Annotated in this window: 14 protein-coding genes; 5 read left to right on the top strand and 9 right to left on the bottom strand. The window is 61.7% G+C overall.

Annotation, left to right across the window (positions count from 1 at the left end; genetic code table 11):
- Positions 1 to 61: 61 nt before the first annotated feature.
- The gene (gene pyk, locus RR_RS06420) at positions 62 to 1,852 is read left to right on the top strand and encodes a pyruvate kinase (RefSeq protein ID WP_049939135.1); all 1,791 of its coding nucleotides are present in this window, start codon (positions 62 to 64) and stop codon (positions 1,850 to 1,852) included.
- Between the two features lie 52 nt (positions 1,853 to 1,904).
- A complete protein-coding gene (locus RR_RS06425) occupies positions 1,905 to 2,876 on the top strand; it encodes an ROK family protein (RefSeq protein WP_004962100.1) in 972 nt (323 codons plus the stop codon).
- A 30-nt stretch (positions 2,877 to 2,906) separates the two neighbouring features.
- Here RR_RS06425 and RR_RS06430 read toward each other — a convergent pair whose 3' ends face one another.
- The 4 genes from RR_RS06430 to RR_RS06445 all read right to left on the bottom strand — a co-directional run bounded on the left by RR_RS06430 (position 2,907) and on the right by RR_RS06445 (position 9,450).
- Positions 2,907 to 4,082 carry a Cdc6/Cdc18 family protein gene (locus tag RR_RS06430; RefSeq protein ID WP_004962098.1) on the bottom strand — a complete coding sequence of 392 codons (1,176 nt, stop codon included), beginning with the start codon at positions 4,080 to 4,082 and terminating at the stop codon, positions 2,907 to 2,909.
- 62 nt (positions 4,083 to 4,144) lie between these two features.
- Positions 4,145 to 5,233, bottom strand: coding sequence for a hypothetical protein (locus RR_RS06435; RefSeq protein WP_004962095.1), 1,089 nt, complete (start codon positions 5,231 to 5,233; stop codon positions 4,145 to 4,147).
- A 3-nt stretch (positions 5,234 to 5,236) separates the two neighbouring features.
- Positions 5,237 to 6,769 (bottom strand): glycerol kinase GlpK, encoded by a 1,533-nt coding sequence (glpK, locus tag RR_RS06440; RefSeq protein ID WP_011223083.1) that lies wholly within the window; start codon positions 6,767 to 6,769, stop codon positions 5,237 to 5,239.
- A gap of 128 nt (positions 6,770 to 6,897) precedes the next feature.
- The gene (locus RR_RS06445) at positions 6,898 to 9,450 is read right to left on the bottom strand and encodes a methyl-accepting chemotaxis protein (protein WP_011223084.1); all 2,553 of its coding nucleotides are present in this window, start codon (positions 9,448 to 9,450) and stop codon (positions 6,898 to 6,900) included.
- Between the two features lie 350 nt (positions 9,451 to 9,800).
- On the opposite strand from RR_RS06445, the gene glpA reads away from it, so the two are divergent.
- The 3 genes from glpA to RR_RS06460 are packed head-to-tail and all read left to right on the top strand — an operon-like array spanning position 9,801 to position 14,168.
- Positions 9,801 to 11,531: an anaerobic glycerol-3-phosphate dehydrogenase subunit GlpA gene (gene glpA / locus RR_RS06450; RefSeq protein WP_004962086.1), complete on the top strand. Its 1,731-nt coding sequence runs from the start codon at positions 9,801 to 9,803 to the stop codon at positions 11,529 to 11,531.
- A complete protein-coding gene (gene glpB / locus RR_RS06455; RefSeq protein WP_011223085.1) occupies positions 11,521 to 12,795 on the top strand; it encodes a glycerol-3-phosphate dehydrogenase subunit GlpB in 1,275 nt (424 codons plus the stop codon). Before glpA ends, glpB begins: the two co-directional genes overlap by 11 nt.
- Complete coding sequence (locus RR_RS06460) at positions 12,792 to 14,168, top strand: anaerobic glycerol-3-phosphate dehydrogenase subunit C (RefSeq protein ID WP_011223086.1); 1,377 nt, start codon at positions 12,792 to 12,794, stop codon at positions 14,166 to 14,168. Before glpB ends, RR_RS06460 begins: the two co-directional genes overlap by 4 nt.
- Positions 14,169 to 14,211: 43 nt before the next feature.
- Here RR_RS06460 and RR_RS06465 read toward each other — a convergent pair whose 3' ends face one another.
- The 5 genes from RR_RS06465 to ppc all read right to left on the bottom strand — a co-directional run bounded on the left by RR_RS06465 (position 14,212) and on the right by ppc (position 19,467).
- Positions 14,212 to 14,676, bottom strand: a complete 465-nt coding sequence (locus RR_RS06465) for a hypothetical protein (protein WP_011223087.1) — start codon at positions 14,674 to 14,676, stop codon at positions 14,212 to 14,214.
- 70 nt (positions 14,677 to 14,746) lie between these two features.
- The gene (locus RR_RS06470; RefSeq protein WP_004962075.1) at positions 14,747 to 15,181 is read right to left on the bottom strand and encodes a HAMP domain-containing protein; all 435 of its coding nucleotides are present in this window, start codon (positions 15,179 to 15,181) and stop codon (positions 14,747 to 14,749) included.
- A gap of 191 nt (positions 15,182 to 15,372) precedes the next feature.
- The gene (gene xop2 / locus RR_RS06475; RefSeq protein ID WP_004962072.1) at positions 15,373 to 16,071 is read right to left on the bottom strand and encodes a sensory rhodopsin III; all 699 of its coding nucleotides are present in this window, start codon (positions 16,069 to 16,071) and stop codon (positions 15,373 to 15,375) included.
- Positions 16,072 to 16,220: 149 nt separating this feature from the next.
- Positions 16,221 to 16,673 carry a universal stress protein gene (locus tag RR_RS06480; RefSeq protein ID WP_011223089.1) on the bottom strand — a complete coding sequence of 151 codons (453 nt, stop codon included), beginning with the start codon at positions 16,671 to 16,673 and terminating at the stop codon, positions 16,221 to 16,223.
- Positions 16,674 to 16,770: 97 nt separating this feature from the next.
- Positions 16,771 to 19,467: a phosphoenolpyruvate carboxylase gene (ppc, locus tag RR_RS06485; protein WP_011223090.1), complete on the bottom strand. Its 2,697-nt coding sequence runs from the start codon at positions 19,465 to 19,467 to the stop codon at positions 16,771 to 16,773.
- Positions 19,468 to 19,556: the final 89 nt, after the last annotated feature.

Raw genomic sequence — 19,556 nt, forward strand, 5'->3', positions numbered from 1 at the left:
CGGCAGGGTATGATTAACTATGAACGCTGTAAACTGTGGCTCCCCGGATGCGGAGGTCACAATGCGTAGCGCAAAGATCGTCTGTACTCTCGGTCCTGCGTCGGACTCGGTCGACGACATCGCGTCACTCGCAAAAGCCGGTATGTCCGTTGCCAGACTGAACGCGAGCCACGGCTCGCCGGAACACCGCCGTGAAATGATCGATCGCATCCGGCAGGTGGACGAGGCAGTCGAGGAACCGGTCGCGGCCATGCTCGATATGCCTGGGCCGGAAGTCCGGACCGCGGAGATCGACGAACCGATTCAGCTCACGGAGGGGTCTACCATCCGGTACGTCGTCGGTGACGACGCGACGCCAGAAGAGGTCGGGCTTTCGCAGTCGATTACGGCAGTCGAGCCGGGCGACCGGGTGTTACTCGATGACGGCCGAATCGAGACGACCGTCGAACGTGTCGAGGACGAGACAGTGTTTGCGACCGTCGAGAACGGCGGCGAACTGGCCGCCCGCAAAGGCGTCAACGTTCCCGGCGTCGAACTCGACCTGCCGACGATTACGGAAAACGACGAACAAGAACTCGACGTGGCCGCCGAGAAGGAGCCTGATTTCGTGGCCGCCTCGTTTGTCCGTGACGGCGAGGATATCTACGAGATCAGCCAGGCACTCGAAGAGCGCGGTGTCGACATTCCGATCATCGCCAAGATTGAACGGGCCGGTGCCGTCGAAAACCTCGACTCGATCATCGACGAGGCCTATGGCGTGATGGTCGCCCGCGGTGACCTCGGCGTGGAGTGCCCCCTTGAGGATGTCCCTATCATTCAAAAGCGCATCATCCGCCGGTGTCACGAGGCCGGCGTCCCGGTCATCACGGCCACCGAGATGCTTGACTCGATGGTCCACTCCCGGCGGCCGACCCGCGCGGAGGCCTCAGACGTGGCAAACGCAGTTCTGGACGGTACCGATGCAGTGATGCTCTCTGGTGAGACGGCGATCGGTGACCACCCGGCCCGTGTCGTCGAGACGATGGACCGGATTATCCGCGATGTCGAGGGCAGCGAAGAGTACGCCGAATCCCGCGAACAGCGCGTGCCAAACGCCGGGGATACCCGAACAGACGCGCTCGCACGCTCGGGTCGGTTCCTCGCCCGCGACATCGGGGCGTCGGCGATTGTCGCCGCGTCCGAGTCCGGCTACACTGCCCTGAAATCGGCGAAATACCGGCCGTCGATTCCCATCGTCGCGTCGACACCGAGCGAGCGCGTCCGCCGAAAGCTCGCGCTCTCGTGGGGTATCACACCCGTAACGACCGAGTACACTACCGAGGGCGCTGATGCCGTCATCCAGACGGCAGTGCAGGCAGCCCTCGACACCGAGGCCGCAGACAGCGGTGACACGGTCGTCGTCCTCTCTGGGATGATGACCGAACTGGAGGGAATGAATACGGCGAATATGCTGAAAGTCCACGTTGCGGCCGAAACGGTCGCGAGCGGTCGGTCCATTGTTGATGGCCTAGTGACTGGCCCCGTCCATCGGATTTCGACGGCCCCGCCCCGGGAGTCGCCAGGCGACCTCTCGAACGTCCCCGAGGGGGCGATACTGGCGGTTCCAGAAGGGTTCGACGGCGAGTTCGTTGGCGACACCAGCCGCATCGGTGGCATCATCGACGGCCACGAGGGCGTCACGAGCTACGCAGCTATCGTCGCCCGCGAGCTTTCGATTCCGATGATATCGAACGCGGACCTGCCTGATGCTGTCTCCGACGGGTCGACTGTTACACTAGACTCCGAGCGCGGCGTCGTCTACGAGGAGTCCGTTGGACGAGAGGACATCTCAGGCAGGGAGCGAGACTACTGACCGCAGTAGAATCTGTGTAGTTAAGTATCGGTGGGGCAACCCTTCGACCAGCATGGGCGCTTACGCAGGGGTCGACCTCGGAGCGACACATATTCGCGCTGTTATCGGTGACGAGACGGGCTCGATAGTCTCGTCACACAAAACTGAAACACCACGTGGACCGGCGGGCATTGCGGTCACGGAGGCGGTCCTCGACGCGATCCGGCAGGCCTGTGACGCCGCCGACATCGCCCCCACAGACGTGGTTGCCGCCGGTATCGGATCCTTCGGCCCGATGGATCTGGCCGAAGGTGTCGTCGAAAACCCAGCGAACCTTCCAGACACCATCGACCGGATTCCGCTGACTGGGCCGGTCGAAAACCTCATCGGCAGCGAGCGAGTGTCGCTACACAACGACGCCAACGCCGGCGTCATCGGCGAACGGTTCTACTCGGACCGGAGCCCCGATGACATGGTGTATCTCACTATCTCATCCGGAGTCGGCGCTGGGGTCGCCGTTGACGGGAACATCCTGTCAGGCTGGGACGGCAACGCCGGCGAAGTCGGGCATCTGACCATCGATCCGCACGGTTTCATGACCTGTGGCTGTGGGCACGACGGCCACTGGGAGGCATATTGCTCGGGCGAGAACATTCCCCGGTATGCCACACAACTGCACCGAGAGGACCCCGTCGAGACGGCGCTCCCAATCGAGACTGAGGAGTTTTCGGCGGCAGATATCTTCGAGTATGCTGGTGAAGATGAGTTCGCGTCTCACGTTCTCGACCAGATCTGTCACTGGAACGCTATCGGCGTCGCGAACATCGTTCACGCGTATGCACCTCTCGTTGTCTACGTCGGTGGGGCCGTTGCACTCAACAACCCCGAGCAGGTGCTAAATCCGATCCGGGAGCGGCTCGATGACATGGTGATGTCGAACATTCCGGATATCCAGTTAACGCAGTTTGGCGACGATGTCGTGGTTCGTGGTGCACTGGCGTCCGCACTGACTGGCGGCACAGGCGACCCGTCACAGCGCGTTTAAAGAGCGTCGACCTGACCGCGAACCGTTGGGCTACTGCTGCAAGTCGTACAGCCGTCGGAACGCAGTCGGCGGGAACCGCGGTTCGACGCGGCTCGGTGGGCGTCCCTGACCATTAGTGACCGTCGCTTCGACGCGGTCAACGACGCCGGATTCAGCCATTTCGTAGAGGAACCGTTTGACGGTCCCGGCAGAGAGATCGACTGACTGTGCCGAGGCAATCGCCTCCGTCGTCGCCGTTACCGAGGAGCGTTCGCTCTCCTCTAGGTCGATGAGTTCCCTGAGAACGGTCTGTCGGTTTGTCGGCAGAGAGAGAACAACGCCTAACGAAACACAGGGGTCGGGCACCTCCGCGATGGCCGCGTCGACGTTGGCCTGTGTGATCCGGTCCTGGCCCCGTTCCTCGGCCAGTTCTGCAGCGATAAACAAAGCGGCAAGGGCATCGTGGGCGTTGCCGTCGGCCCAGTCAGCGATATGTCTCGCCTGACCGTGATCAAGTCCCTGCTGGGCCAGCCCGTTCGAGGTTCTGGTCATCAACACGTCGACGAGCATCTGACGCTGGTAGCGGTCGATACTGATCGACTCGGCGGTGTACCGCGTCAGTTCAGTTGTCGACGGGTCATCGCGACCGATAGCGAGCCAGCTAACGTTGCTCGGTAAGCCAGCAAACAGGTCAACGAGGGCCGGGGCCTGGATGCTCTCCGGTTCGCCGATGTGGTCGACAGCAATGACGATGCCTGTGCGTTGCCCTCGGACCAGGTCGTGGAGCCGTGACTTGAGCGTCTCCGTCCCGATCCCATGCTCCGGCACCGAGTCGTCAACGAGTGCGTCCAGAACCGCGTGGTAGAACGCGAACTCGCTTGCGGTCTCTCGGGCGTTCACGTAGACGAACGACGGAGAGGTCGGTGGCTGTGCACGGGTCGTTGTGTGGATAATCGCCTGTTGCTCCGTCGGGAGCTGTTCTAAGTTGGCGAACAGCGCCGTGATAACCGCGGACTTCCCTGAACCGCAGGGGCCGTACACGTACGCGTTCGGCGGAAGCTGCCCATCGAACACTGGATCGAGGTGGTCGAGGAGCCGTTCGAGGACCGGCCCGCGGTCGGCCGGCTCCTCTATGTGGACGACCGGTGAGATAGACTCGTAATCCTGAATGAGGCGTGGCTCACCGTTCCGGCGTTGTCGACGCTTGATTCTCGCTTCAATGTCCATGCTTGGAAATTAGATCGTGTGTATATTCGATTGGACCTGTAAATAAAAAGCCGTATGAGTTCTTACGGCAGGGGGATAGCTGCGGAGGTCGTGAACACTCCAGCCAGTGCCAGAATGCCCAGGATGAGGGTCGTCGTGATGATCGACGCGGCTGGCGGGTCGAAGTGCGTATCTGAGTGGGCGTAGAAGATACGCTGGTAGACCTCACCGAGCAGCGCACCCAGGATACCGAAGGCTGCACCGAGCACAAGTGCGACTAAGACACTCGCTCCGTCCGTCATCGCCATACTGGCGACGAACGTTGCCGGGAGCGTCATGTGGTGCGTAACCGGGAATTTCTCCACGCCGAGGTTCAGGAACAGCAGGCTCGCTGCTGAGATACCGAACGGGAGGAAGAGACTCCCCGTTTTCGCGAAGATGTACGCACCAAGGATGCCGGTAATGAGCCCGAGCATTGCGACGTGCGTCCACTTGTACTGGTGTGGGAGCCACGGTTCGACAGCCGGTCGTTCGGCGGCCATTCCACCATCCGTTGCGACTTCTTCACTGCTACTCGACCGCATCTTGCCGCTCTCGAATGGCGACATATCCAGCAGGCTGCTGCCGCGGACACGTCCGATAACCGGGTACCCGAAGACCAGACGGGCGATAACAGCCGTCAGGATGACACCTGCTGCAGGCGGGTCAATCGGAATCCCGAGTCCACCGGACGTCTGCCGGATTGCCATACCCAGGATACCGAAGACCCCACCGACAGCAAGGACATCCGGTCGAGTACCGAGGGCGTAGGCGATGTCCTTCGCTGGGTGGTAGTCACCGTCGTCCGGCTCGTACATACCGTCGTACTTCGCAGCGTACGCTGCTGCTGCCACACCACCGGCGAAGGCGACGTGCGGCCCGAACACAGGACCGAAGGCCAGTGGACCGACGATGCCAGCGCCGTAGCCACCGGCGGCACCTGCAATGACATCAGGCGAACCGCCGACGAATGACTCGGAGACAACGTTGCCGGCCTCTCCGATAAGCACCATGAAGCCGGTGAAACAGAACGCCGGGAGTGCACCGATAGAGGCCCCGAACGCGCCACCCGCGAACGCCGCGATGGCAAGGACGAGCATATCAACCGCCGTGAGTCCGAATGCGATTGCCATCTGTTATTCCTCCTGTGCCCAGTCACGGGAACGGTCGACGGCGTCGTCCCAGCGGGCGTACATCTTGTCTGCCTTTCCAGCGTCCATCTCCGGCGAGAACTCCTCGTCGACCTGCCAGTTGTCCCGAAGTTCGTCGACGGTGTCCCAGTACCCGACGGCGAGGCCGGCTGCGTATGCCGACCCGAGGGCAGTGGTCTCGTCAACCTGTGGTCGAGCGATGTCCGTCTGGATGATGTCGGACTGGAGCTGACAGAGGAAGTTGTTCTTGACTGCACCACCGTCGACTCGCAGCGTCGTCATCTCGACACCGGAGTCTTCCTCCATCGCTTCCGCGAGGTCGCGGGTCTGGTACGCGATGGATTCCAGGGTCGCACGCACGATGTGCTCTTTTCGCGTTCCGCGGGTCATTCCGACAATCGTCCCGCGGGCGCGGCCGTCCCAGTGCGGAGCGCCGAGACCCGTGAAGGCCGGCACCATGTAGACACCGTCGGTTGATTCAACCGAGCGGGCCAGTTCTGCTGTCTGGGCGGCGTTGTTGATGAGGTCGACGTCCTCGAGCCATTCGATGGCCGCGCCGGCGATGAAGATGGAGCCTTCCAGCGCGTACTGGACGGGCTCACCGGACATCTGGAAGCCGACGGTCGTCAGCAGGCCGTTATCCGAGGCGACTGCTTCGGAGCCAGTGTTCATCAGGTAGAACGCGCCGGTGCCGTAGGTGTTCTTCGCATCACCCTTGTCGAAGCAGGTCTGGCCGAACAGCGCGGCCTGCTGGTCGCCCAGCGCGCCCGCAACGGGGACTTCCTCTTTGAGGAAGCCGTCCGCGTCGGTGTGCCCGTACAGACTCTCGTCGGAGGACGGGCGGACTTCCGGAACCATGGACTCCGGAACGCCGAACTCTTCGAGGAGTTCATCGTCCCACTCCATGTCGTGGATGTTGTACAGCATCGTCCGCGATGCGTTCGAGACATCCGTGATGTGGTTGCCGGTGAGCTTGTAGATGAGCCACGCGTCGATGGTCCCCATCAGGAGTTCACCGTCTTCGGCTCGCTCACGGAGGTCAGCGCCGCGCGAGCTCTGCATCTTGAGTGGTTCCGCGTTGTCGAGGATCCATTCGGTCTTGGTCGCCGAGAAGTAGGCGTCACATTCCAGCCCGGTCTTCCCCCGGATCCATTCGACTTTGTCCTCTTCCTGAATTTCCTCGACGCGGTCGGTGGTTCGGCGGTCCTGCCAGACCAGCGCGTTGTGGACCGGTTTGCCGGTCTCCTTGTCCCAGACGATCGTCGTCTCACGCTGGTTCGTGATGCCAAGCGCTTCGAGCTGTTCGGCACCGACACCTGCATCCGCCAGCCCCTTCGTCACGACTTCCTGCGTGTTTTCCCAGATTTCGACGGGGTCGTGCTCAACCCAGCCGGGCTCCGGGTAAATCTGTTCGTGCTTCTCGTAGGCATTCGCAACGACCTGGCCGCTGTGGTCGAACACCATGAAGCGGGTACCGGTCGTTCCCTGATCGATCGCGCCAACGTATGTGTCTGCCATTGTTGTGTTCTCCGTGGTGGAGGTAGCTTATTTATGAAAGCTACCACCTTGCCAGTAAACAACATAGTGAACCATTATAAAGATTACTAATGGTGATGTTTGGCGAGTAAAGAAAGAATATGACGGTGCTACCGGCCGGAATCGTACCGTTCAAGCTGTTTTGTGACCTGTGTGTCGAGTCGCTTGAGCGCGGACGGGACCGAATCGGGTCCGTCCATACTGTCGGCGGCGTCTTCGATGATCGTTCGCACTGTGTCGAACGGGCCTATCTGCGCGCCCCGCGTCGCCGTGGTGTCACGTGTCTCCGTGAGCTGGTCGAACGCCGTCCTGTAGTGTGGGTTCTGTTCGAACCAGTCCGCCGACCGGAGCTGTGGAATCGCATCCGCGTGCACTGGGAAGTAGCCGGTTTCCTGATGCCACCGACGCTGTTGAGCGGGTTCAGTGAGCCAGGTGAGGAATTCACCCACAGCCTCGTGAACCCCCTCGGAAACTTCGTCACCGACCCAGAGCGATGCGCCGCCGACGAGTACGCCGGTCCGGTCGTCAAGGACGGGGAATCGGCCGGTCCCGACATCGAAGTCGGCGCTGCTTTCGATACTGTTCAGCGACGATGTCGAGCCGATCAGCATCGCGGCGTTCTCCTCAGCGAAATGGGTGCGAGCCGCGCCTCTGGCCTCAATACCGGGGTCGTGGTACAGGCCGTCCGCTTCGAGGCCCTGCCACCAGTCGAATAAGTTGTGGGCGAACTCGCCATCGAGATAGCTCTCTGTCGGTGCCCCGGACCGCCCGTTGTTCTTGTCTACGAGGAGTTGGTCGGCCTCGGCAAACCACTGCTCGACGAACCATGAGTAGTTCGCAAACGTGATCCCAGCATCCACGCCACCCCTGTCGACGAGCGTCTCAGCCGCGCTCCGAACGTCAGCGAGAGTTTCTGGCGGCGAATCAGGGTCAAGTCCAGCCTGTTTGAACGCATCGCGGTTGTACGCCATCACCGGGTTCGACGCGTTGAACGGGAGCGAGTGGAGCGTCCCGTCGAACCGGTAGTAGTTCGTCACCGGGTCGAGCAGCGAGTCGATGTGGGCTGTCGGGAGGAGTTCCTCGACAGGTCTAAAATATCCACTGTCGCGCGCACGCGTGGTGCCGATCTCAAATATCTGTGCGATTGCCGGTGGATTACCGTTTTCAGCGGCGTTTAGCGTCGCATCGAGCGTCCCGCGGTAGCTCCCTTTCGACCGCAGTGCGAGGCTGATGCCGTCAGTCTGTGATTCGAACTCGCGAACGAGCTCTTCCAGCAGTAACGCTTTCTCACCGCCCATTGCGTGCCAGAACTCGACGACGGTCCCGTTTGTGTTGGCCGCCGCCGCACCGGTCGCCAGTTCAAAGGAATCGAGTGATGCATCCAGTGACTCGGCTCGCTCAGTGAGCGTCGAGACACGCGTCGAGACCTCTGCGAGTTCCGTCGTCTGGTCCGCTGCGGCGTCAGCGGCGACGGCCGCTTCTTCGGCCGTCCGGGCGCTTATCCCCTCGACATCGTCGACCATCGACACGACTTCCTGTGTGGAATCGGCCTGCGTATCCGTCGCATCATCGATTTCCTGTACGCTCGAATCGACCTCTTCGACCATCGAAACGACGGCATCCAGTTCGTCGAGTGCGCTGGCGACTGACGAGCGGGTATCTTCGACACTGTCTCGAGTGTCGTGCATCTCCGAAACCGTTGCGTCAGCCTGTTCGTGAACTTCTTGGATGGAGGTCGCAATCTCGTCGGTCGCTTCCTTTGTCTCGGTTGCGAGCGATTTGACCTCCTCGGCTACAACAGCGAATCCGTCGCCGGATTCCCCTGCTCGGGCCGCTTCGATGTTGGCGTTCAGCGCCAGCATGTTGGTCTGGTCCGCGACGTCCGTGATGAAATCAACAATCTCCTCGATGTCCGACAGCAGGTCGTTCAGCTGTTCGACCTTGTCGACGGTCGCTTCGGCGTTGTCGGTCAGCTGGTCAAGCGTCGTCATTGCCGAGGATGCCGACTCCAGTGCGGATTCGCCTCGAACGCTGGCTTTGCCTGACGTGTCCGCGACCTCGTTTGCGGCGCTCGCTATCTCCTCAATCGTCGCCGAGAGGTTCCGCATCTCGTCGGAGATCGACTGTATCTCGTCGCGTTGTTCGTCCGAACCGGTAGAAATCTCTCCGACAGCACCGCTCACGTCCCGGCTAGCTGATTTGACTGACCCGAGGCGGGTGTCGACCTGTTCCGTTGCGGCGGTCACCTGCTCGCTGAACGATGCCATCCGGTCGACGGTGTCTGTCCACTCCCGGAGCAGTTCATCGTATGCCTCATACAGCGGTGCAGCCGTCTCAATCGGCGGCTCTCCCGGTTTCACGGTGAGGTCGCCGTCGGCGTTTTCTCTGGCAACAGTGGCGAGGTGGTCGACAGCGGTTTCGAGCGCCCGGCGGTCTGCCCGCTCCTGTTCGAGTTCCGCCGCCAGTTGCTCACACTGTGCTTTCAGTTCCGCCCGTTCGGGGTCGGGTTCCGTTTCCCCGGCCGCTTGTTCTTCTTGGAGGGCTTCTGTTGACGGCCGTCCACGCTCTGACTCGCTTCCATCCCGCCCCTCTGTGACGCCACCGTCGGTGCGTTCCCCGTCAGGCGGGCCGTCTTCTGAATCAAGTGGGTTCCATTTACTCATTGTCACTCCCGTTGGCCAAACGGCCAACACGGTCTCGGGGATAATCAACTATCAAAATATATAATAGTTACTGTTGGGTGGGTAGCGGTGATAATTAAAGTTTGAGGGGGTAAAATACTGCCAGAGCCCGTCATTATAGCTCCAGAATTTTAATATTCGATTTTATTTTCCACATTCGAGTAGTTGTGTACGATCACTCGGACAACTGTCAGTCGAAACATTCCATGTCAGGCGTTTACAATTGACAGTACAGTTCGTCGGTATTCCTCATGATTACATAGAAAATTTACTACCCAAGCACCAGCAACGGTAAAGTGAAGTGTGTGCGCTCCAAAATCACGGAAAGATAGATGGGACCGACACCACACATCGCCGTCATCGGTGGCGGCTCGACTGGGGCGGGCATCGCGCGGGACCTCGCGATGCGCGGGCTCGACGTAACCCTCGTAGAACAGGGGAATCTGACCCACGGGACCACCGGTCGAATGCATGGGCTGCTCCATAGTGGCGGGCGGTACGCCGTTTCGGACCAGGCCAGTGCGACCGAGTGTATCGAGGAAAATCGAGTTCTGCGAGATATCGCAAGCCACTGTGTCGAAATGACCGGTGGCCTGTTCGTCAAGCGACCTGAGGACTCCGAGGAGTACTTCCAGAAGAAGCTCAACGGCTGTGAGGAATGCGGCATTCCCGCCGAAGTCGTCTCCGGCGAGGAAGCCCGCGCGATGGAGCCACATCTTGCCAAGGACATCGACAAGGCAATCAGCGTCCCTGACGGCGCTATCGACCCGTTCCGGCTGGTCGTCGCGAACGCCGCGAGCGCACAGGAGCACGGCGCACGCATCGAGACACACACCAAAGTCACTGACCTCCTCGTCGAGAGCGGCGAGGTCGTCGGTATCGAGGTCGAACACGACTCTGGCCCCGGGAAGCGAGTTCATGGCACTGAAGGCGGGACCGAGCAGATCCGGGCCGACTACGTCGTGAACGCGACAGGAGCTTGGGCCGGTCGCATCGGCGACATGGCCGGATTGGACATCGAGGTCCGCCCATCCAAGGGCGTCATGACCATCATGAACATCCGTCAGGTCGACACCGTCATCAACCGCTGTCGGCCCAAGGGCGACGCCGACATCGTCGTGCCCCACGAGACGACCGCGATTCTTGGCACGACCGACGAAGAGGTCGAGGACCCCGAGGACTACCCCGAAGAGCAGTGGGAAGTCGACATGATGATCGACACTCTCTCGGAGCTGATTCCGATGCTCGATGAGGCCCGGACCATCCGCTCGTTCTGGGGCGTCCGTCCGCTGTATGAACCGCCGGATGTCGGTAGCGACGACCCGACCGACATCACGCGGGACTTCTTCCTGCTCGACCACGACGAGCGCGACGACCTGCCCGGCATGACCAGCATCGTCGGCGGGAAATTCACCACCTACCGAATGATGGGTGAGCAGATCGCTGACCACGTCTGTGGGAAGTTCGGCATCGACGCTGACTGTCGGACCGCCGACGAGCCGCTCCCGGGCAGCGAGGACTTCTCTGTGCTACGGGATTACATGGACGAGTTCGGGCTCCGGTCGCCGATCGGTCGTCGGAGCGTCGAACGGCTCGGCTCCCGGGCTGATGACGTGCTCAAGACCGACGGGCCGAACCCGACAGTCTGTGCGTGTGAAGGCGTTACCCGCGCCGAAATTCAAGACGCTATCGGGGGCTCGGGCTCGGACCTCAACGCTGTCCGCATCCGGACCCGTGCGTCGATGGGCAACTGTCAGGGCGGCTTCTGCTCGCACCGGATGGCGAGTGAACTCCACTCGGAGTACGACGAGCCAGTTGTCCGGGAGGCCTGGGACGAACTGCTTCAGGAACGCTGGAAGGGGCAGCGACACGCCCTCTGGGGTGAACAGCTCTCTCAGGCAGCCCTGAACTACGCACTGCACGCTACCACGCAGAACCGCGACCAGGACCCGGCGGACGGCGAGCCGGTCGACTTCTCGGCGTTCGATTCGGGCCGCGGACAAACAGGCGGCAGCGTGGATAGCGCAGACGTGGCCGCCGACGGAGGGACAAATGGCTATTGAGTCGGAGGTACTCGTCATCGGCGGCGGCCTCGGCGGGCTGACCAGCGCACTGGCGGCCGCCCGCGAGGGAGCCGACGTGCGACTGGTTTCGTATAAACAGAGCACGCTCCGACAGGCGTCGGGTCTGGTAGACGTGCTCGGCTACACACCGGACGGCGACGGCCCGCTAACCGACCCGTACGAGGCGATCCCGTCACTGCCGGAGGCACATCCCTACCGAAAGGTCGGCGTCCAGACGGTCCGGGACGCACTATCGCTGTTCGACGATGCGGTCCCGACCTACGAAGGTGAGCACACGGACACGAACGCACTCCTGCCGACCCACGGCGGAAGTATCAAACCGACTGCCCGCTACCCGGCCGGAGCCAGCGCCGGTCTCGCCAGCGACACCCGCGACACGCTGCTGGTCGGCATCGAAGAAATGGTCGACTTCGACGCGCCCCACGTCGCTGCCCATCTCGACGCAACGGGCGTGCCATTCGATGTCCGCGGCGAGACCATCCGGTTCCCGGGCGACCTGCGCGCGGACGCGAAGGTCACGCGGTACGCAAAACTGCTCGACACCAACAGCGAGGTGGCAGTTCGCGGGCGAATGGTCCCGGCCCGCGAGGCGCTCGCCCAGCGCGTGAACCCGTTGCTGGAGGACGAAGAGCGGGTCGGCTTCCCGGCGATTCTCGGCGACGACAACCCCGGTGCGATCCGTGATGCACTGGGCGACCACCTCGGCGTCGACGTGTTCGAGGTCCCGATGGGGCCGCCGTCGCTACCCGGCCTCCGACTGGAGGACGCGCTGTTCTCGGCACTGGACGAGGCCGGGGCCAGCATCGAGACCGGCAATCCAGTCGTCGATTTCGACGGCGAGGACCGTATCGAGAAGGTATTCATCGAGAAGAACGGCGCGAAGATACCCAACAGCGCCGACCAGTACGTTCTCGCGACCGGTGGCTTCGTCGGCAAGGGCGTCGAATCCGACCGCGAGGGCGTGTACGAACCGGTGTTTGACTGCCACATCCCCCACGCCGCGGACCGCTATGACTGGTTCGAGGGTGAACTGTTCGGCGACCACGAGTTCGCCCGCTACGGCGTGGCGACCGACGACGACCTTCGACCCCTCGATGCGAGCGAGCACAGCGAGTTCGAGAACCTGCGCGCTGCCGGCTCCGTACTGGGCGGCTATGATTTCGCCGCTGAGAAATCCGGTAGCGGGGTCTCGATCGCAACAGGCTACGCGGCGGGCCAGCGCGCCGCACAGGAAGCACGATGAGTGACGCTGAAACCCCACCAGAGACAGAGTTTGACCCGGTAGCACCGAACACAGGCGAGGAGTTCGAACCAGTTGATGTCTTCCCCGACAGCGACGACTTCGACCTCCGGCCCGGCGCGGACTCCTGTTTCAAATGCTCGACCTGCGACACGAACTGCCCCGTCGCGGAGGTCGACGACGACTTCCCCGGCCCAAAGTTTCAGGGCCCCGAGCAGTGGCGGCTCAAGCAGTCCGACGACGACCACGAGATCGACGACTCGGTGATGGACTGCTCGAACTGCATGCGCTGTGACAACGCCTGCCCATCGGGCGTCCCGCTCAGCCAGATGCACAACACCGCTCGCGGGGAGTACGTCAGCGAGCAGATGGACAAGCTCTCCGTCGAGTACATCCGGAACCGCATCCTCGCGAACTACCGCACCTCCGCGTTCTTCGCGAGCAAGGTCCCGCGGCTGGCGAACTTCGCCATGAACTTCGGGCCGGCCCGCTGGGTCATGGAGAAGACGCTCGGCGTCACCAGCGAGCGTGATTTCCCAGAATTCGCAAAACAGACCTTCCGCGAGTGGTGGGCCGACCGTGGCGGTCAGGTCCAGTCGCGAGAGAACGCGAAGGCAGCCCGCAAACGTCGCGGGCTCCCCGAGGACGCCGACAAGAAAGTGGCGTACTTCCACGGCTGTTACTCCAACTACAACACGCCGGAGGTCGGCAAGGCGATGGTCCGCGTGTACGAGGAGTTCGGCTACGAGGTCGTCGCGCCCGAACAGAAGTGTTCCGGGACGCCGATGTTCGCCAACGGGATGCTCGACGACGCCCGCCGCCACGCCGAGACGAACGTCTCGTCGATGTCCGAACTCGTCGACGAGGGATACCACGCCATTGCCTCCTGTACCTCGTGTTCGATGGCGCTCCGACAGGAGTACCCCGAACTGTTCGACATCGACGGCATCGACAAGGTCGCCGAGAACACCTTCGAGGCCGTCGAGTACCTCCGCATTCACGAAGACCTCAAGGGCGAAGTGCAGGCGGCCGACGTGGACGGCGACCTCGCCGAGGAGTTCGCCTACCACGCCCCGTGTCACTCGCGCAATCAAGGACTAGACCGCCAGGCCGTCGAACTGTTCCGCGACCTCGACGGCGCTGAGGTCAAGGACGTGGGTGACTCCTGTTCCGGCATCTCGGGGACCTACGGCTGGAAAGAGGAGAAATACGAGAAGTCGATGGAGATCGGCGAGGAGATGTTCGAGCACATGGAACACGCCGAAGGCGAAACCGGCATGACCGAGTGCCCGACCTGCGCGATGCAGATGGAACACGGCAGCGGCTACGAGATCCGACATCCGCTCGAACTGCTGGAAGCTGCGCTGGTGGAGTAACGTCCGGCCGACAGTTCACGGACTGCCGCCGTGATTGAGACGGTCAGTCGGTCCCGGACGTCTCTCCCCAGGTCCACTCGTCGAGTTCCGTCTTCGGTGCCGCTTCCTGTTCTGTCTCTCCGTCGTCCCGCTCTGTTGGTGCATCTGTAGCCTGTGACTCCGCTGTCGAGTCGCTCGACTCTCGCTCGGTTCTGAGTCCACCCTGTTGCCGGGCGTAATCGACGAGCTCCCGTACGGCTGCCCGGTCGGCAGCGAGGTTTGTGACCGCGTACTCACACCGGTCCGTCTCGAAGACCACAGTGTATGTTCCCTCGCGGACGATGTGGACTGACTCTAGGCGGTCATACGGGAGCGTCAGTTGTTCGCTCGACACTGTGCCGGTCCGCGTGTCGATGGTAATCGTATCGGAGTCGAGACTGAGTGACAGCGCCACCATGTCCGCTTCGGTCTCCCCAGAGATTCTCACACGGTTCGGTTCGAACGCGTCTTCGTCAGGCTTGTCTGTCATTGACTTTCGTGACTCTCGCGGCCAATTGCCGCCGGCAAATCTGCTGGTAACAGTTCAACGATAAGATGCTTTATCGGGAATCGATCTCTGCGTCCCGTTTACGTTGGTCCAGAATCTCGTTGAATCGCATCGCTAACTCCGCCAGTTGTGGGTCGTCTACGTTTTCCTCAAGCCGGCTGTCGTCGTTACCGTTCGAAATTTCGACAGCCGTTTCACAGTACTGTGCGACGACTTCCGCAGAGACCCCATGCTGCCGGTCTAGCTGCTCTGAATCGCGTAACACGGCGAGCGCTCGGTATATGTCCCCCACGTCGTCCGTCCGGTTCGTCGCAAGGTCGACATCAAGCTCTCCCTGCTCAATCTGGCGCGCCTGCGCAGCGAGTGTCTCTACGGCTGCGGTCCGCTCCCGGCCGATGATCGTCGCCACGAACAGCAACGCAACTGCGACGATCAACAGTATACTCACGAGTCCCGAGAGAAGCATCGACTGCTGTGAACCGCTCATTTCGGGCGCTAGATTGGTGTACACATTCACCACCGCCAGCGTAGCCAACACAAGAACCAACACCGCTCCTACCCCCAAGGTCCGACCGTACGAGCCGCTCCGCTTGGTTACTGCCGACATATAGCCTCTTTAGGGATTTTTCTCGGATAAATCCGGTGTATCTGGTATATACATGGAGGTACCAGTGTCAGTCACTTGGCGGGAGCTACGGACCAGCTGTCGACGAACGTCTCAACCGAATTGTATCTGACAAGCAGAATCGACATAAATCCGACTTTGGCAATGGTGTCAAGAACTGCAACGAGGAAGTTCAGGTCAGGGGCCTGAATGATCCCCGTCCCGAGAGGACCCAGGAAGTAGACAACCGGGTAGAGTGACCACGTCACGACAGTCAAGTCTCGGAGGCTCTGGAACAGGCTGCGGACGCTCGCTGTTGCAGCGTTAATTTTCCGGGCAAACGTTTTGATATACAAGTAGAGTAGCCCGATGAATGCGACCGTGGACACGGCGAAGGCAATCCACCGGAGCGACCCCGACATACTGACGAAGCCGTATCCCACGCCGATCATCACCACGTTTGCGGCCACTGCGAGCCGCCGCGTCTGTGTGTCGACGCCAGCCAGCCGTGCGAGATAGTACGTGATGATCGGCGTCGAGACGATCCAATCGGCGAACCTGAGCGTCGTGATGCTAACCGTGTCCCCGAGCTGGCCGCCCGCTATGAGTGCCATCGCCACGTATGCCGCTCCCGCGACTGAGGTGTGTATCGGCGGCAGGTAGTAGAACGAGGACCTGATATTACCCCTCGTTGCAGCGAACCACACGAAGACAACAGCTGACACGAAAAACGCTCCAGCCCCAGCCCCGTACCAAACGATCTCTTGTGCCATATCGTTTCGCAGGACTGCTCAGACTTCAACATTTGTGTATCTGGTACGTACTATGGTAGTATTCGGGATACGAGATGCGCGGCTGGCGAACGATATCGCGGTATAGACGCCTGCAAAGCGACCCTGAAACGGAGTTGTACACTTCCTCGCTACTCGTCGCCGCGGACGAACGTGACCGGACACGGCGCGTTCAGCATGACTTCCTGTGCTGTGGAGCCGAAGACGGCCTTCCCGGTCGGCGAGCGCTTGCGGCCGCCGACGACGGCGAGATCCGAGTTTGTCACTTCGGCGAGGCTAACGATCTGCTCGCCGTGGTTGCCAACGGCACCGCGGACCTGTGTGGACAGACCGGCGTCGTCAAACCGTGAGACGAGCTCCCGGACTGTTGTGTGGCGGTCGGCGACCTCGTCGGGGTCGGCTTCGCCGGTCGATTCGAATTCGAGCCTGTTGACGACGCCGTCGTACTGGTCGTCGGTGAATACGTGTGCGACGATAACCGTCGCATCGGCCGGGCTCGCGATATCAAGCACGGCGTCAGCGAGTTCGTCGATTCGGTCGGCGTCGTTTGGTCCAACTGCGAGAAGAACTGTTTCGAGTGCCATACCGGCTACTCCGTGGGCAGACGCGTAAATCCTTCGATGGGTACTACCTTTGTAGTAAGTTGTTACAACGACGCCTTGGCCGGCGTCGTTCAGTGGCTCACCCGGTGTTTTTCATTCCGGCCGCGATACCCTGAACGGTCAGCCGCAGAGTCCGGCGCTCGGTTTCAGTCCGGTGGGACTGCTTGAGCAGGCGGACCTGCAACAGGTTCAGTGGGTCGACGTACGGGTTCCGGCGCTCCAAGTTCTCCTTGAGCCAGTCCCGCGAGAGCAGGCCGTCCTGCCCGGTGATTTCGAGCACCTTCGCGACGGTGTTCTCGTACTCCTCGACGATACGCGGGTAGATGCGCTCGCGGAGTTCGGGGTCAGCGAGGTCGGCGTACTCCTCGGCGATTCCGAGGTCAGTTCGGGCGAGCGCCAGCGACGCGTTGTCGAGTTTCGTCCGGAAGAACGGCCAGTTCTCGTACATCTCCTGTAAGGTTTCCATGTCGCCGCCATTTTCCAGATAGGCGTCCAGCCCGGTCGAGATCGAGTACCAGCCAGGGATGATACAGCGGGCCTGCGTCCAGGAGAACACCCACGGAATGGCACGGAGGTCCTCGACACTGCGGTCCTCACTTCGGGAAGCCGGCCGCGAGCCCATATTGAGGTTCTCGATGACGGTGATCGGCGTCGCCTGCTCGAAGAACTCGACGAAGCCGTCGGTCTCAAGCAGGTCCTGATACTCGTCGCGGGCGGCGTCGGCCGCTGTCTCCATCGCCTCCGCCCACTCGTCGGGAATCTCTTCGACGGGCTCCTCGATTGCGTTTTGCCGCGCCCGTATCTGGGCGTTGAGCATCTGTTCGAGGTTCCGCTCGGCGATGTCGTGGTTGGCGTACTTCTCGGCGATGGCCTCGCCCTGCTCGGTGAACTTGATCTGGCCGGTCACCGTCTCGTTTGGCAGGGCCAGCATGGCGTCGTTCATCGGGCCGCCGCCGCGGGAGATGGAGCCGCCGCGGCCGTGGAACAGGCGCATCTCCACGTCGTAGTCGTCGGTGATGTCCGCCAGTCGCTTCTGGTTGTTGTACAGCGACCAGTTGGCGGCGAGGAAGCCGTTCTCTTTGTTCGAGTCGGAGTAGCCAAGCATGATCTCCTGAATGTTGTCCCGGGCTTCCAGCGCCTGGGAGTAGGCCTCGTTCTCGAACAGCGTGCCCATGATGCGGCGGGCTCCGGAGAGGGCGTACTCCGATTCCAGCAGCGGGACCACGTCGAACCCGCAGTAGCCGGGCAGGTCGACGATGTCGACCTGGTCAGCGAGGAACAGGACCTCAAGCGCGTGGCTGGGCTCTTCACACCACGAGATAGCGTAGGTGTCGATGGCGTCGATGCCGAACTCGTTTTGCCAGTCGGCGGTCGCACGGAAGCGGTCGAGGACGCGGGTAGCGTCCTCCGAGAGACCCTCGGTGTCTTCCATGTCGATAACGGTGTTATCCTGGAGGATGGCCTCGGTCAGGAACTCGACGCGCTCGTCCTCGTCCATCGACGCGTAGTCGATGCCTTGCCGGTCGACAGCTTCGGCGATGGCGTCGGTATGCATCTTCCGGTGGTCGCGCAGGTCGAGGCTGGCGAGGGTGAAGCCGAACGTCTCGACCTTGCGGATCAGTGGGTCGACGTGGGCCTCGGCGATGACCTCGGCGTCATTTTCCCGGAGGCTGTCGGCGATGACGCGGAGGTCGGTCAGCAGTTCTTCCTCGCTCTCGTAGCCGCCTTGGCGGACATCGCTGACCCGGATGACGGATTCGCGCATCAGCCGGAGCTTCTGGCGGTAGGGCTCGTCGGGATACCGCTCTTCGGCTTCCTTGGCGACGCCAGGGAGCTTGGACTTGTGACGGTCCAGTCGCTCGTTGAACAGCGCGTCGGTCGCGATGTTCGAGGCATCCTGACTCAGCACGCCGGAGAGTTCCTTGAGCTTGGTGCGGTACAGCGGCAGTACAGTCTCGCGCTGGCGCTCCAGCGTCTCCTCGGTCACGTCGGTCGTGACAAACGGGTTGCCGTCGCGGTCGGAGCCGGCCCACGAGCGGAACTCGTAGAGCGTGTCGATGTCGATGTCCTCGTCGTACACGTCTTCGAGGGTGTGTTCGAGTTCGTCGTACACCTCGTCGATAACGTCGAACAGGACGTTTTCGAGGTACCACTGGACGTTCAGCGCTTCGTCGGTGACCTCCGGGCGGCGGTCCCGGACCTGTGGCGTCTGCCAGAGGCTCGTCACCTCGGCGTCGAGGTTCCGCTCGATGCGCTTCTGTTCGCGTTCGGTGAGTCGCCGCTCGTCGAGTCGTTCGATGTCACGGGCGACCGACCGGAGCTTCGCTTTCACCGTCTTCCGGCGGGCTTCGGTGGGGTGTGCCGTGAACGTCGGCTGGATGAGAACGTCTTCGAGTACCTGCTCGAACTCCTCCGGGTCAGCTCCGCGTTCGGCCAGATCCCGGACGGCTTCCTCGACGCTGTCGGCCAGCACATCCCCCTGACTGCCCTCTCGGATTTCGCGGACCCGTTCGCGTTCCTCAGCGAGATTGATAAGCTCGAAGTACGTCGTAAACGCGCGTGCGACAATGTCCTGCGTTTCCGGATTCAGTCGGTTCAGCGCCCGGTGGACCTCGTCCCGTGTCTCGGCGTCACCGCGCCGGTAGTCGATACACGAGTTCCGGATAGTTTCTACCGTGTCAAACGCCTCGGTCGAGGTTTGTGCTTCCAGCACTTCGCCCAGGAGCGCACCCAACTCCCGTACGTCCTGGTTTATCTCTCTGGCGTGCAAAGTCATACCACTTCATCCAGAACCGAGCCCTAAAACACTATTGAAACGGTGTATCAGGGATAGACGTTCGTGAAGAACCCGGTTGCGAGAAATAG

This window comes from Haloarcula marismortui ATCC 43049 (assembly GCF_000011085.1).
Taxonomy (GTDB): domain Archaea; phylum Halobacteriota; class Halobacteria; order Halobacteriales; family Haloarculaceae; genus Haloarcula; species Haloarcula marismortui.

Coding starts and splice junctions, on each gene's coding strand:
- pyk (WP_049939135.1), top strand. CDS start 62: ATGCGTAGCGCAAAGATCGTCTGTACTCTCGGTCCTGCGTCGGACTCG.
- RR_RS06425 (WP_004962100.1), top strand. CDS start 1,905: ATGGGCGCTTACGCAGGGGTCGACCTCGGAGCGACACATATTCGCGCT.
- RR_RS06430 (WP_004962098.1), bottom strand. CDS start 4,082: ATGGACATTGAAGCGAGAATCAAGCGTCGACAACGCCGGAACGGTGAG.
- RR_RS06435 (WP_004962095.1), bottom strand. CDS start 5,233: ATGGCAATCGCATTCGGACTCACGGCGGTTGATATGCTCGTCCTTGCC.
- glpK (WP_011223083.1), bottom strand. CDS start 6,769: ATGGCAGACACATACGTTGGCGCGATCGATCAGGGAACGACCGGTACC.
- RR_RS06445 (WP_011223084.1), bottom strand. CDS start 9,450: ATGAGTAAATGGAACCCACTTGATTCAGAAGACGGCCCGCCTGACGGG.
- glpA (WP_004962086.1), top strand. CDS start 9,801: ATGGGACCGACACCACACATCGCCGTCATCGGTGGCGGCTCGACTGGG.
- glpB (WP_011223085.1), top strand. CDS start 11,521: ATGGCTATTGAGTCGGAGGTACTCGTCATCGGCGGCGGCCTCGGCGGG.
- RR_RS06460 (WP_011223086.1), top strand. CDS start 12,792: ATGAGTGACGCTGAAACCCCACCAGAGACAGAGTTTGACCCGGTAGCA.
- RR_RS06465 (WP_011223087.1), bottom strand. CDS start 14,676: ATGACAGACAAGCCTGACGAAGACGCGTTCGAACCGAACCGTGTGAGA.
- RR_RS06470 (WP_004962075.1), bottom strand. CDS start 15,181: ATGAGCGGTTCACAGCAGTCGATGCTTCTCTCGGGACTCGTGAGTATA.
- xop2 (WP_004962072.1), bottom strand. CDS start 16,071: ATGGCACAAGAGATCGTTTGGTACGGGGCTGGGGCTGGAGCGTTTTTC.
- RR_RS06480 (WP_011223089.1), bottom strand. CDS start 16,673: ATGGCACTCGAAACAGTTCTTCTCGCAGTTGGACCAAACGACGCCGAC.
- ppc (WP_011223090.1), bottom strand. CDS start 19,467: ATGACTTTGCACGCCAGAGAGATAAACCAGGACGTACGGGAGTTGGGT.